The following is a 15,050-nucleotide window of genomic DNA, read 5'->3' as shown; positions in this document are numbered from 1 at the left end:
TTAAATTTTTATTTAAATTAATATTTTAGCAATATTTTTTAATTTTTTTCATAACATTAATCATTTCTAATGCAGATAATGCAGCTTCAGAACCTTTATTCCCCATTTTACATCCTGATCTTTCAATAGATTGTTCAATATTTTCTGTTATTAATAATCCTAGTGTAATGGGTATACAATATTTAGTACTAATTTTTAATAGAGTACTAGTAGTATCATTAGCGATATTTTTAAAATGATATGTATTCCCTTTAATAATTGTTCCTATTGCAATAATAGCATCATATTTTCCAGAATTAGCAAGATAATTTGATATTAGTGGTATCTCATAAGCACCAGGTACATATATTTTTAAAATATTTTCTTTAGGTATTTTTCCTATTCTTATTAGTATATCAAGAGCTCCCATTAATAAATTATTATTAATAATTTCATTAAATCTTGCAATAACTATGGCAATAGATACATTTTTTACTGTTATACTTGCTTCAATTGTATTCATATTTTTCTTTTTTTATATTTGAAGTATAATGTATTGTAATATTCAGTAATAACTAAATTTACATTGATCTGTGAATATATCATTTTATTGTATAAAAGTAATTAAATTAAATAATACTTTTGTTATATAATTATAAATATAAAATATTTTAAATATTTTTAAAAAAAGGTTGCATTTATTTAATATAAGGTGTAATTTATATTTAAAGACGCGGGGTGGAGCAGTTTGGTAGCTCGTCGGGCTCATAACCCGAAGGTCGTTGGTTCAAATCCAGCCCCCGCAACCAAATAAGTAAATTTTAAAAATGTATTTTTATAAATTATTATATTAAATAATTAATTTATTGACCTTTTCTATATTTTTCATTTTAAAAAAAATATTGAAAAATATTTTTTTCTCTCCGTATATAGATAATTTTTCTTTTGATCTTGTTGCAGCAGTATATAAAAGATCTTTATTAAATATTTTTACGATAGTATTAGGTAAAACTAAAATTGTATGATTAAATTCAGATCCTTGTGCTTTATGTACAGTTAAAGCCCAAGCTGTTTCATAATCTTGTAAGATATGAACTGGGATATTTTTAATACTATTTTTGTTTTCTAAAAAAGAAACTTGTAAAATATTTTTTTTGCTCATATTAGTAATTCCAATATTACCATTATATAAATCTAAATATTTATTATTTTTTGTAATAATAATAGGTTTTCCTATATACCAATTTTTGTGATTAATATTATAATATTGAATAATTTTTTTTTGATGCATATTATATTCTAACTGTTCATTTAAACCAGTAACACCAAACATACCATTTTTTAATAAGCATAATACTTGATATTTTTGAAATTGATTAATAATAGATTTCATATTTTCTTTTTGATTAATTAAAATCCAGTATTTTTTATATTTTTTAATAATTTGAGAAATCATATTTTTATATTGTAGATTATTTTTTATATTGTAATAAACAATATTAGGTATTTTATTAGTAAATATTTTTTTTATAACGTTGTGTTCATTTTTATGTATTGCATTAGCGAATATATGAATTCCAGAATTTTTATGAAATCTGTGATTTTCTTTTAAAACACATATACTATTACTGATAAATGCGCTTTGGGTATTATTAGTTTTTAATTTTATATATTTATTTATTTTTTGTAATTTAAATATTATTTCTGGGCTATATCCATCATTAGCATAATAACAAAGATCTTTTAGAATAGATCCTGTTTCTATAGGAGGTAATTGATGATGATCTCCTATGAAAATAATTTTAGTTTCTTTCGATAATGCAAAAAATATATGTTCCATCATTAAAAGATCTATCATGGATGATTCATCAATAATTAAAACATCTAACTTTAACAAGTTAATTTTATTAAAAATATTTTTATAAGATATTTGTTTAATATTAAATAATTTATGTAATGTTATTGCGATAGATGGAATATTTTTTTGTTCTTTTTTATCAAGTAATATATTAAGCATTTTATCTTGTAAGATATCATTTAATCTACTTGCAGCTTTTCCTGTTGGTGCAGCCAATTGAATTTTAATTTTATTTTTAGTATTTTTGATTAAGGCTATAATGATTTTTATTATAGTTGTTGTTTTTCCAGTACCAGGTGAACCAATGATAAAAAGTATATTTCTTAGTAAAGATAGTGTAACAGCTATTTTTTGCATATTATCATTATTTTGTGGAAATAATATTTTTAATATTTTTGAGAATTTTTCTATATTAATATTGTTTAAATTATTGCGAAGATATAATATTTTTAAAATATTTTTTTCTGCTTTCCACATCTTATAAAGATAGAGCTTATTTTTATATAGTATTAAAGGTGTAATACTAGATCCGTCACTAACAGCATGTGATTGTGAAAGTTCTAATAACCAGTTAGTAATTTTACCTAATGAATTTAAAATTTTTTTAATTAAATTTTTATTTTTGTTAGAAAAAAAACAATGATTTTTAAAATAATCAATAGATAAAAAAGTTTTTCCATTGCGACTCTCATAGCTTAAACAGGCTGCAATTAACATAATAATAGAGTTTTTTTCGGAAATAAATTCAGAAAAATAAAAATCTATTGGTTGAATGATTTTTTTTTTACTGCATCTCTTAATAATAGTTCTATTGTCATGATATTTTCTCATTTTTTTTATGAAAATAAATAAACCATTTTCTTTATTAATTTGTAATCAGGAAGAATATAAAAAATTCCATTTTTTTTATTATTTTTTTCTATAGAACGTAAAAAAATGTAAAAAACTCCTCCAAAATGTGTATTATAATGATATTTTTTTATTTTTTGTTTTAAATATTGATGTATAGCCACAGTATATATTTGATATTGTAAATCGTATCTATGCTTAATAATTTCTCCTTTCATATTTTCGATTGAATAATAGCTATTATTTTTTCCTAACCAGTTTGATTTATAATCTATAATATAATATTTCTTATTCCATATAAAAAATAAATCAATAAAACCTTTTAAAAATCCATATACAGAATTAAAAGATAATTTTGGAGATATTTTAGATATTGGATCATAAGATTGAATAAGATTATTAAAGATATTACTAGATAATATTTTTTTTATAGGTAAACAAAATTCTAATTCTTTAATATATTCTGTTTTTTTTAATTGTGATAAAATTATATTTTTTTTTGTAATAGGAATATTAATGATATTATTTATCCAATTAAATAATATTAATATCCATTTTTTATTAATTTGATATTTTTCTATTTTTTGAGAAAATTTTATAAAATCTATATTTTTTTTGAAATCTATTTCTTTTAGTATATTATGTAGTATTTTTCCAGTATGTTTTCCTTTAGGAAAGCTATGAATAGTATATTTTTTTTCATTTTTTTTTATATCTATGCATGAAATTTTTTCTGATAATGTTGGATAATGATTGGATAAATATAGTTGATTTTGTAAATTTAAATGAGTATAGCTTGTAATACTCCAAATATTATGTTTTTTATTATTACATAAATCATATTTTTGTATATTTTTTATTGAATTTTTTTCAACTAATATATTAGATTTTATAATTGAATTGTTAATTTCTATACAGTTTTGTGTATCTAATTGATGTAATTTATCATTTAATTCATCATAGTTCATTGAACATCCATTTTGAATAAGATATCCTAATGCACTTTTGTGAATATCACTATGATCATTATTTTTTATTTTATTTTTTTCAATTATAGATGCAATTCCTATACTGCAATGAACCATAGATCTAGTTAGTGCTACATATAAAAAACGTATTTCTTCTGCTAATTGTTCTTTTTTTGCAATTTTGAAATTTGTATTTTTTTCTGTTAGATCAAAAAATATTTTTTTATTTTGTTCATTATGATATAAAGATAATTTCGTTTTTATAGACTGAAAACTAAATGGTATCCATGTAATGGGATATTCTAAACCTTTAGATTTATGAATTGTAGTAATTTTAATAATATCTGATTGATCAGAAATTGTTTTTATTGTTTCAGTATTAATATTATTTTTTTTTTGAAATATTTTGTTTTCGAACCATCTTACTAAAGATGTTTTATTAATAAGATTATTAAATTTTTTTTCTAATAATTCTGCTAAATATAAAAAATTCATATTTTTTTTGTGATTTTTTTCTTTTTCAAAGTAATTAATGTTATTTTGATAATCTAAAATGATTCTTTGAATCATATGAAAAATGTTTTTTTTTTTCCATATATTATGATAAAAATATATTTTTTCGATTAAAAAATAATTTTTTTTATTATTTGTATAAGATAAAATTTTTTGAAAAATATGAGTGATACTGGCTTGAAGAAATAATTTTTCATTTACAGGATTTAAAATTGACTTTAATATTAATAGTAGTTCATAAGCATCTGTAGTATTAAATATATTTTTTTTTTCAGATAAATATATTGATTCAATATTAATATTTTTTAATTCTTTTTGAATTATTAATGCTTCTATTTTATTTCTGACTAATATACATATATCATTTTTTTTTAATATTTTTTCTTGATTTTTTATAGTAATAGTTGCATCTCCTTTTTTTGCGCACATCAACCAATAACTAATTTCATATGCACATTGTTTTGATATCCATCTTTGATAATCTTTAACATATGCTTGTTTTTGTGGTAGAAAAAAAAATCGTAATGCTGTTTGAATTTTTCCTTTTATTTTAAAGTTCATATTTATATTTTTAGCTGCAGGAATAACTGGACTGAAATTAATATTTTTAAAGAGAAACGGATTATTATTTTGAGAAAATAAAATATTAATACTATTACACATATTTATTGAAGAACGCCAATTAGTATCAAGATAGTAATAATGTTTTATTTTATTTTTTGCATATAAATAAGAAAAAATATCCGCTCCTCTAAAACTATATATAGATTGCTTAGGATCTCCAATAAGAAACAATATTGTATTTATATTTTTTTTGTAGATTTTATGAAATATTTGATATTGCTGAATATCAGTATCTTGAAATTCATCAATAAAAGCTGCTGGATATGTTTTTCTTATTGATTGACTTAAATATTGATTTTTTTTAATATTTTTTGAAAGTAATGTTAATAAGTCATTAAAACTAAATAAACATTTATTATCTTTATTTTTTTTTAAAAATGAGGGTATTTTTTGAAGTGCATAAAATATAATAATATTTTTCAAAGAAAATTTTTTTTTTAAAATATCTTGAATTTCTTTAAAAAAATAATGTTTTAAAATATGATCATTTATTATATGTGATTCTATTTTTTTTTTAGAAAAATATGTTAATATTATCGGGATATAAAAATTATTTGTTTTTTTATTTGCCCAGATAGTTATAATATTGATCCATCTATTTAGATTATTTTGATGATATATTCTTTTATTAATTTTTAAATTATTGATTATGCATATTATATCATTATAATATAATAACCATTTTTTTTTAAAGTTATTAATTTTATTGATTATTTTATTATAATAACCTGTCAATGTTTCATATTTTTTAAAATTATGTTGAATATTCATAGAATTTATACATAATAATGGTTTTATTTCTTTAAATAAAGACATTGGAGAAGAATATTCGTTCATAATATTTTTAATAATATCTTTTGATAAAGGATAAAAATAATATCTCCAAAAATCTTCAATAGATTTTAGATATAATGCATCTTCATTTTTAACAATTTTTTGATCAAAATAAGAATGAAAATCAATTGTTTTTGATTCTAACATTTTTAAACAAAATTCATGTATAGTATATATAGATATTTGATCAATATCATCATTAGCATTTTTTAATAATTGAATAGCTTGATTTAAATTTAAAATATTTTTTAGGAATAAGATTAACAGTGGATTATTGCTTTTTTTTTCTATACAAGCTAAATATAAATTTTTAACATTTTCTTTAATTCTAAATTTTAGTTCTTCTTTGGCTGCATTCGTGAACGTTAGTACTAATATTTCTTTTATTAGTAATGGTTTATTATTTTCTTTGAGATTCTTTAGTCCAAGTAATAACCGTAAATATAAGAATACTATAGTTAATGTTTTTCCTGTTCCAGCTGATGCTTCAATTAATTTTATATTTTTTAATGATATTTTAAATATATCTAATTTTTTTCCCTGTATTACTTTCATTCTTATACTCCTTAAAGATATATATTTTTATTTTTTTCTATTTTGCAATATAGGTAATAACCATTTTTTAGATATTGCACAAATTTTTCGTATATTATTATTATTTAATGTTGAAATAATATTTTTAATATATAGATCTTCTTTTTCGCCTGTATAATATTTATTTCCATTCCATGTATCTAATAATATTAAATATCCTGTTTTTCTTTTTATTTTATTATTTGTAATATATTTTTTTTTTGTATCATAAATATAGTTTAACCAAGATGCACCTGATTTTAATAAAAATAAAGGTTTTTTTATTCCTATTATATATTCTATAACATAATTTAGTAGATATTTTTTTGCTGTTTCACATGGTATAGATGAAAAACACCATATTTCATTGTTATATCCAATAATTTTACTTTCTCCTGTTCTACCTAAAGAACAGTAAATAAGATGTTCTATCCATAGTGATATTTTATCATTATTATTAATAGTAGTTGGTTTCCAACGTAATAAACCAGTGTCTTGTATTTCAGATAATGTTCCATAAATATGATATTTTTTTATTTTTAAATCAAATTCTATTTTTTGAGTATTTTTTTTAAATGTAAATATTAAATTTGCTATTTTTTTCATTTCAAATATTTGTTTTTTTAAAAATATTTTTCCAAAATATTTATAAGGAAGAATTCCAGATAATTGATAATATTTAAATAATTTTTCTATATTTTCATTATTTATTATTTTTTTTAATATATTTTTTTTTAATTGAAAAGAATCTAATGTATTTACTTCAAAAGGTTCTGTATAAATTTTTTCTTCTTTTAGAAAAATAGAATTTACTTTAAATTTATTTTTAAAAAAATAATGTATAGGATTTTTCCAAAAATTAATTAGATCTTTATAATTAATTTGATATATTGTTTGATCAAGTAATAAATTAACGTGATTATTTCTATTTTTTTGTTTTGTATTTTTTATTGAATAATTGTATTGGTATTCATGATATTTATAAAAATGATGAATAATTTTTTTTTTATTATTTTCAAAACTTAGATTTTTGTCTTCTATAAAATAAAAATTAGATGATATATATTGAAAAAGCTGGTCTATTAATACAGACATATTGATGTTACTATTTTTTTGCAGAGAATATCTAATATAACTAATATAAAAATATTTTTTAGCAGCATAAAGGCTTTGTAAAAATAAGTATAAGTCTTTTAATCTTTTATTATTATCACCTATTTCTTGATAATTATGTAATAGATTAATATCTAATATTTTTTGTTGTCTTGGAACATTTTTTTCATTTACACCAAGAATACAAATTATTTTAAAAGGAATATAATATACTGTTTGAGGATTACAAAAATTAATTACACCAGGTAAAAATTTTGTTTTGTTGATAGTATTCATATAATAAATAAAACTCATTCTAATTATATCAATGGAGATTTTTTTTTTATAATTAGAAGTGATTCCATTATATGTAATTTTTTTCCAATTATTTCGCATTATATATATTGATTCATTTAAAGTAATATTTTTTTCAAAAAAATCATCAATTAAAAGATTAAATAATAAATACCAAGATTTAAATGTTTTTGGTTTAGATAATTTTTTTCTCCATTTATCAAGAATGTCTATGAAGTATGCTATTTTTCCAAGTAATTTTGATTGAGATCCATTAATCGATAAACATGATAAATAATTATTCCAAATAGCATTTTCTTGATTTATCGCATAACTAAGTAATAATCTTTTAATACCATATAACCATGTATTTTTTTCATTTTTTATTGAAAATAATTTATTTTTATGTTTTTTATCAATACCCCATCTAATATTAACTATTTTTATCCAATTATTTATTATTTCTATTTCATCTTCAGAAATATGAAATTTTTGTGCTATTTCTGGAGTTTCAAGTAAATTTAATATTTCTTCATTATTAAAACGAGAATAAGGAAGATATAGTATTTTACTAAAAGCAGAAAAAAGAATATTTTTTCTTTTAGATTTTTCTTCATTAATACAAAATGGAATCTGATATAAATTACTTTCAGATTTAAATATTTCGTTAATAAATGAAATGTATTGATGTATTTTATTTGATATAACAATAATATCACCAGGTAAAATATTTGGGTGTATTTGAAAAATTGTTATTATTTTTTGATATAATATTTGAATTTCATGTTTTTCGTTATAGCATGAATTAATAGAAATAGAATGATCACTAGGATATATAATTTTTTTTTTGTTATTTTTATGATTATTATTTGTATTTAAAATATGATTTTGAATCATATTTAATAAATTAATTTCTTTTATTTTTTTAAAACAATTAATAATTTTTGTATTTTTTGAATTAATATAAAAAGAATAAATTTTTTCATATTTTCCCCATAATATCATTAATGAGTTATTAGGGTGATATTTTTTGTTTAATATTTCTTTTTTATTTAACAAATCATTATAAAATATATTTTTTTTACATGGTGTAACATATAATAAGTAAATATTAATATATTGTCCTAGAATTTTTAATATTTTTATATAAATTGGATTTAATGAAAAAGATGACATAATAAAATATCGAATAGAAAAATTATATTGATTATTTTTTTTTTCATTTTTTATGTTTTTTATTCTTTCAAATATATTTGTAAAGTGTAATGGTAATGGATCAATTTTTTTTATTGAAATATTTAGTTCGTTCCATAACTTTATTTGCCATTCCTCATGTTTTTCAATATTTAATATACTATTGTTTTTTTCCCACATAGTAATCCATTGTGGTCGATAAATTAGATATTTTTGAAAAATTTTTGCCATTAAAAAAGAAAATTTAAATTTTTTTATTTGATTATCTTTTATATTAATAACATGAGAATAATTTTTTTTTTCTATTATATTCATAATATTCCAAGTCATCAGAGATGTTTTATATATATTAGTTATTTTCTTTTCTGGAATGAACATTTGAAATATTTTCCAAATAAAAGAATGAGTATAATAAAATTGAAAATTTGCTGAAATACCTTCTTCATTTGCAATAAACATATTTAACCATTCGAATAATATTTTATTATCATGAATAAAAAATTCTTTTGAAAAAGGTGTTTTCATTGGTTTTTTTTTAATAATTTGACAAATTTTAGAAAATAAAATATTTATTTGATTTGATTTATAAACAATAAACATGAATACCTTATATTTAAAATTATATGATATATTAATATAATATTTATATCATTTACTTAGTATCTTATTTTTTCTTATAAAGATGAACATCTATTTGTGGATATGGAATATTAATATTATTTTGATCTAATGCTTTTTTAAATTTTGCCATTAAATCCCAATATACAGTATTTAGATCGTTAGTATTGCTCCAACAACGAACAATAAAATTTAAAGAAGATGGAGCCAATTCACTTAATCCAACAATAATATCTCTATCTTTTATCACTCGTTCTTCATTATCTACTACATTTCGTAATACAGTTAATACTAAATCAATATCTGTATCGTATGCAACACTAATAATAAATTCATTCCGACGTGCTGGTTCTCTAGAATAATTAACAACATTACCAGAAATAATTTTATTATTCGGTACTACAACCATTTTTCCATCTAAAGTTCGTAATGTAGTATAAAAAATATGAATATTTAATACAGTTCCTGATACATTTCCTAAATTAACATATTCTCCAGTTTTAAAAGGTCTCAATGCAACAAGTAATACTCCAGCTGCAAAATTTGATAAAGATCCCTGTAAAGCTAGTCCAATTGCCATACCGGCAGCACCTAATATTGCTATAATAGATGTAGTTTGAACACCAATTCTTCCCAATGAAGCGATTAATGTAAAAGTAATCACAATATATCGTATTAATGCAGAAAGAAATCCAGAGATAGTAATATCTATATGACGAGTAATTAATACTTGATTAACACCTGTAGATAACATTTTACCTATAAATATACCAGTGATTAAAATAAATATAGATGATGTAAGATTTATTATATATTCTAGTAATAGTTCTTGATTACGTATTAACCAGTTTCCAGCGTGATTAATATCATTTACTACATTTAATTCATGCATTTTGATCTCTATAATTAATTTTTGATATTTTTATAATTTATTTTTTACAAATAGATTTAAAATATTAATATATTTATATTTATTTAAAATATGATTCTTTCGGAGAATATTTTTTATTCCCCGCAATAATATTTAAATTAATTTATTATAATATTATATCTATAATATGTTAAAAGCATTTAATTCTTTAAATGCTTTTTCTAATCTAATAGACATAGATTCTTGTGCTTCTCTTATCCAAGATCGAGGATCATAATATTTTTTATTAGGTTGATTTTTTTCATTTTCGCTACCTAATTGATTTTGTAAAAATTTTTTGTTTTTATTATAAAATTTTAATACACCGTTCCATGTTGCCCATTGCATATCAGTATCAATATTCATTTTTACTACACCATATCTAATAGATTCTTGTATTTCTTTTAGATTAGAACCGGAACCACCATGAAATACTAGATTTAGTGGTAGTTCATTTAAGTGATGTTTCATAGAAACATATTCTTGTGATTGTTTTAAAATGATTGGTTTTAATTCAACGTTTCCCGGCTGATATACACCATGTATATTACCAAATGAAGCTGCAATACTAAAATTATTACTAATCTTGCTTAATTTTTCATATGCATAATTTACATCATTTGGGTGTGTATATAATAATTTTTTATCTATCTTACTGTTATCTATACCATCCTCTTCACCACCAGTACATCCTAATTCTATTTCTAGCATCATATTAATTCTTTTCATTTTTTTTAAATATTGGCTACAAATAGATATGTTATTTTGTAAGGACTCTTTAGATAAATCGATCATATGAGAGGTAAATAAAGGTTTTCCGTAATTTTTATAATAATGAACACCTTCTTCTAATAGTCCATCAATCCATTCTAAAATATCTTTTGAACAATGATCAGTATGAAGAATAACAGGTACATCATAGTCTTTTGCAATTAAATGTGTATGCTGCGCACCAGATATAGCTCCTTTGATCGCTGATTCTTGTTTTTTTTTAAATCTATTTTTATAACCTGAAATAAAAGAAGATCCACTATGAGAAAATTGTATAATAATTGGGGATCGTACTCTTGCTGCTGTTTCTAATACAGTATTAATAGAATCTGTTCCTATGCAATTTACAGCTGGTATTGCAAATTTATTTTTTTTAGCTATATTAAATATTAATTGAGCTTCATAACCAGTTATAACACCAGGTTTAACAAAATTTAAAATATTCATTTTTTTCCTGTGATATTTTTATAAAACATGTATAATTTTATTATAATTGATTTTGAAAATGATTTTCTAGCATTTGTATAGAAGGTAATTTTTTACCTTCTATAAATTCTAAAAAAGCTCCTCCTCCAGTAGAGATATAAGAAATATTATTTTTAATATTAAACATATCAATAACAGATAATGTATCACCACCTCCAGCGATGGAAAAAGCATTACTATCAGAAATGGCTTTAGCAATCATTTCAGTACCTATTCTAAAATGTTTAAATTCAAATACTCCTACCGGACCATTCCAGATAATAGTTTTGGCTTTTTTTATAATATCAGTAATTTTTTGAATAGTTTTATCACCAAAATCCATAATTTCTTCATTATCTTTAATATTAGAAATTAATTTAATAACTGCTTTTTCTTTATGAGAAAAATTTTTTCCTACTCTAGAATCAATAGGTACAATAATATTATATTTATCATATAATTTTTTTGCTTTTAATATAAAATTTTTTTCATATAGAGATTTTCCAATTTTATTATTTATTGCTAAAAATGTATTAGCTATTCCACCTCCTACTATTACAGTATCTGAAATTTGTGATATTTTATTTAATATATTAAATTTTGTTGATACTTTTGATCCTCCGATAATAGAAATTAAAGGACGTTGAGGATTTTTTATAGCTTTTTTTAAAGAATTAATTTCAGATATTAAAAGTGGTCCAGCACATGCAATTTTAACAAAATTTCCAATACCATAAGTAGATGCTTGTATTCTATGTGCACTACCAAAAGCATCCATAACAAAAATATCACATAGATTAGCATATTGTTTTGATAACTTATGATCATTTTTTAATTCTCCACAATTAAATCGAACATTTTCTAATATATATATTTCTCCAGGATTAATATCAATACCATTTAAATAATCATTAGAAAAGTATATTTTTTCTTTTTTAAAATAATTTTTTAAGTACTGAAAGATTGGAAATAAAGAATATTTTTTTGTATATATTCCTTCTTGAGGTCTTCCTAAATGGGACATGATCATAATTTTAGCATTATTTTTAATAGCTAATTCAATAGTTGGTAAAGTTGCAATAATTCTTGCATCAGATGTAATTTTTCCATCTTCAATAGGTACATTTAAATCAACTCTAATTAATACTTTTTTATTATTTAAGTCTAAATCGACCATTTTTTTAATATTCATAAATTACCATTTTATATGATGTTTCATGTAAATATAAAATTTTTTATTTTTTAATAAACACTTTAAATTGTAATATTATTAAAAATATATTTTTATATATTATTCTGTCAATTAGTATTTTAACGATTTAACCAGATTTTAATTCCATCTAAAAACATTTGTGTTGATAACATGATTAAAATTAATCCCATAAGACGTTCTAAAGCATTAGCTCCTTTAATGCCAAAAAATTGTAAGAAAAAACCAGATAATAAAAGTATTATTAATGTTAATAACCAAGAGATAAATAATGATAGAACTAAAGAAGAAATATTATTTAAATATTGGTGAGATAGTAACATTAATGTTGCAAGTAAAGATGGTCCGGCTACTAAAGGAATGGCTAAAGGGACTAAAAAAGGTTCTTCATCTAAAGACATAGAATTATTTTCTATATTTTCAGAAGGAAAAATCATACTTAAAGCTATAAAAAATAAAATAATTCCCCCTGATATTGATACAGTTTCAGTTTTTAAATTTAGAATATTTAATATTTTTTCTCCAATGAATAAAAATAGTAACATAATAATTAATGCAATAATCATTTCTCGTATAACTATAATTTTTTGTCTTCTGGGTTCTATTTTTTTTAATATTGCCATAAAAATTGGAAGATTACCTAAAGGATCCATAATTAGAGTTAATAATATAGTGGTAGAAATTATTTCAGTCATTTTAATTTATTATACCCTTTATATACTTATTATATTTTATTAAATTTTTTATTAATATAGAAAATAATTTTCTATATAAAATAGTTAAAAAATATACATTATATATTATGATATATGATCTGTAATAATAATTTATATGAATAAATTATAAAATTTCTTTAAATATATGATAATTTTATAGTAAATTTAAAATTAAAATAGATTTTTTTATTTTAATTTTTTTAATAAATATTTTTTAATAATTTTATTTTATAACGAAATTTTTTAAAAATATAAATGATATATTTTATTTATATTAAAAATTTTTAGTAATAAAATTTTTATATTTTTTTGGAGGCCGATAAATATCATTAAATTATTTAAAAGTAAAAATAATTTATTTAAATAATCGTGTATTACTTTATGCTAAAATCTGTTGGTTTGGTTGGCTGGCGTGGTATGGTTGGATCTGTTTTAATACAAAGAATGAAAGAAGAAAATGATTTTTTAAATTTTCATCCTTATTTTTTCTCTACTTCTCAATTCGGTAGTAATGGTCCATTAATTAATAATATTTTATATAAAAATTTAAAAAATGCCTATGATATTGATTTTCTAAAAGAAATGGATATTATTTTAACTTGTCAAGGAGGAAATTATACTAAAGATGTATATTTTAAATTACGTAGTATTGGTTGGAATGGATATTGGATAGATGCAGCATCTACTTTAAGAATACATAATGATGCTATTATTATATTAGATCCTGTGAATAATGAATTTATAATAAATTCTATTAATAATGGTATAAAAACTTTTGTTGGAGGAAATTGTACTGTTAGTTTAATGCTTATGTCATTAGCTGGTTTATTTCAAAATGAATTGATTGAATGGATTTCAGTATCTACTTATCAATCTGCTTCTGGAGCAGGTGCTCAATATATTAAAGAATTATTAAAACAAATGGGAAAATTATATAATGTTGTTTCTGATTCATTATATAATGATTCTTTTTCTATTTTAGATATTTTAAATCAAGTGACAAATTCTATACACAGTAAAAATTTTCCTATAGATTATTTTTCAGTTCCATTAGCTAGTAGTTTAATACCATGGATTGATTCAAAAATGGAACATGGACAAACTCGTGAAGAATGGAAAGGAGAATTTGAGACAAATAAAATTTTACAATCTAGAAATCCTATTTTAATTGATAGTTTATGTGTACGTATCAGTTCGTTAAGATGTCATAGTCAAGCATTTACCATTAAGCTTAAGAAAAATTTATCTATCCAAAATATTGAGGAAATTATTAAAAATCATAATATTTGGGTTAATGTTATTCCAAATACTAAACAAGACACATTATTAAAACTTACACCTTCTGCTGTTACGAATACATTAAATATACCTATAGGTCGTATAAAAAAACTAAGCATAGGAAATAAATATATTTCTGCATTTACTGTAGGTGATCAATTATTATGGGGTGCTGCAGAACCATTAAGAAGAATGTTAAATTTGTTAATTAATTTATAATTTTTATATTTTTTTATTATTATAATTACAGTATACACTATTCTTAACATATTCATTTAATTTATATAACATATGTTAAATTTAG

The 15,050-nt window shown here is 20.5% G+C and carries 9 protein-coding genes and 1 tRNA gene; 2 read left to right on the top strand and 8 right to left on the bottom strand.

Features of this window, described 5'->3' with window-relative positions:
• Positions 1 to 25 precede the first annotated feature (25 nt).
• Positions 26 to 502, bottom strand: coding sequence for a 6,7-dimethyl-8-ribityllumazine synthase (gene ribE / locus ACOI1G_RS00310; RefSeq protein ID WP_422667357.1), 477 nt, complete (start codon positions 500 to 502; stop codon positions 26 to 28).
• 209 nt (positions 503 to 711) lie between these two features.
• Here ribE and ACOI1G_RS00305 point away from each other — a divergent pair.
• A tRNA-Met gene (locus ACOI1G_RS00305) sits at positions 712 to 788 on the top strand.
• Between the two features lie 41 nt (positions 789 to 829).
• On the opposite strand, the gene recD is transcribed toward ACOI1G_RS00305, so the two are convergent.
• The 7 genes from recD to ACOI1G_RS00270 all read right to left on the bottom strand — a co-directional run bounded on the left by recD (position 830) and on the right by ACOI1G_RS00270 (position 13,447).
• Complete coding sequence (gene recD, locus ACOI1G_RS00300) at positions 830 to 2,668, bottom strand: exodeoxyribonuclease V subunit alpha (protein ID WP_422667356.1); 1,839 nt, start codon at positions 2,666 to 2,668, stop codon at positions 830 to 832.
• A gap of 5 nt (positions 2,669 to 2,673) precedes the next feature.
• Positions 2,674 to 6,180, bottom strand: coding sequence for an exodeoxyribonuclease V subunit beta (gene recB / locus ACOI1G_RS00295; protein ID WP_422667355.1), 3,507 nt, complete (start codon positions 6,178 to 6,180; stop codon positions 2,674 to 2,676).
• Between the two features lie 27 nt (positions 6,181 to 6,207).
• Positions 6,208 to 9,378, bottom strand: a complete 3,171-nt coding sequence (recC, locus tag ACOI1G_RS00290; protein WP_422667354.1) for an exodeoxyribonuclease V subunit gamma — start codon at positions 9,376 to 9,378, stop codon at positions 6,208 to 6,210.
• Between the two features lie 64 nt (positions 9,379 to 9,442).
• Entirely contained in the window at positions 9,443 to 10,288 is an 846-nt protein-coding gene (mscS, locus tag ACOI1G_RS00285; RefSeq protein ID WP_422667353.1) for a small-conductance mechanosensitive channel MscS, read from the bottom strand.
• A 159-nt stretch (positions 10,289 to 10,447) separates the two neighbouring features.
• Positions 10,448 to 11,524 (bottom strand): class II fructose-bisphosphate aldolase, encoded by a 1,077-nt coding sequence (gene fbaA, locus ACOI1G_RS00280; protein WP_422667352.1) that lies wholly within the window; start codon positions 11,522 to 11,524, stop codon positions 10,448 to 10,450.
• Between the two features lie 40 nt (positions 11,525 to 11,564).
• Positions 11,565 to 12,734 carry a phosphoglycerate kinase gene (locus ACOI1G_RS00275; protein WP_422667351.1) on the bottom strand — a complete coding sequence of 390 codons (1,170 nt, stop codon included), beginning with the start codon at positions 12,732 to 12,734 and terminating at the stop codon, positions 11,565 to 11,567.
• Between the two features lie 119 nt (positions 12,735 to 12,853).
• A complete protein-coding gene (locus tag ACOI1G_RS00270; RefSeq protein ID WP_422667350.1) occupies positions 12,854 to 13,447 on the bottom strand; it encodes a YhgN family NAAT transporter in 594 nt (197 codons plus the stop codon).
• Positions 13,448 to 13,849: 402 nt separating this feature from the next.
• Between ACOI1G_RS00270 and asd the strand changes: the two genes are divergently transcribed.
• The gene (gene asd / locus ACOI1G_RS00265; RefSeq protein ID WP_422667349.1) at positions 13,850 to 14,965 is read left to right on the top strand and encodes an aspartate-semialdehyde dehydrogenase; all 1,116 of its coding nucleotides are present in this window, start codon (positions 13,850 to 13,852) and stop codon (positions 14,963 to 14,965) included.
• Positions 14,966 to 15,050: the final 85 nt, after the last annotated feature.

This window comes from Buchnera aphidicola (Pterocomma populeum) (assembly GCF_049314985.1).
Taxonomy (GTDB): Bacteria; Pseudomonadota; Gammaproteobacteria; order Enterobacterales; family Enterobacteriaceae; genus Buchnera; species Buchnera aphidicola_BQ.
The sequence above is the reverse complement of the archived record's forward strand: the minus strand, read 5'-3'. Positions and strand labels throughout refer to the sequence as shown.

Bases quoted from the DNA above. Each gene is read 5' to 3' on its own strand.
- fbaA (WP_422667352.1), bottom strand. From the start codon at position 11,524: ATGAATATTTTAAATTTTGTTAAACCTGGTGTTATAACTGGTTATGAA.
- mscS (WP_422667353.1), bottom strand. From the start codon at position 10,288: ATGCATGAATTAAATGTAGTAAATGATATTAATCACGCTGGAAACTGG.
- recC (WP_422667354.1), bottom strand. From the start codon at position 9,378: ATGTTTATTGTTTATAAATCAAATCAAATAAATATTTTATTTTCTAAA.
- recB (WP_422667355.1), bottom strand. From the start codon at position 6,180: ATGAAAGTAATACAGGGAAAAAAATTAGATATATTTAAAATATCATTA.
- recD (WP_422667356.1), bottom strand. From the start codon at position 2,668: ATGAGAAAATATCATGACAATAGAACTATTATTAAGAGATGCAGTAAA.
- asd (WP_422667349.1), top strand. From the start codon at position 13,850: ATGCTAAAATCTGTTGGTTTGGTTGGCTGGCGTGGTATGGTTGGATCT.
- ACOI1G_RS00270 (WP_422667350.1), bottom strand. From the start codon at position 13,447: ATGACTGAAATAATTTCTACCACTATATTATTAACTCTAATTATGGAT.
- ACOI1G_RS00275 (WP_422667351.1), bottom strand. From the start codon at position 12,734: ATGAATATTAAAAAAATGGTCGATTTAGACTTAAATAATAAAAAAGTA.
- ribE (WP_422667357.1), bottom strand. From the start codon at position 502: ATGAATACAATTGAAGCAAGTATAACAGTAAAAAATGTATCTATTGCC.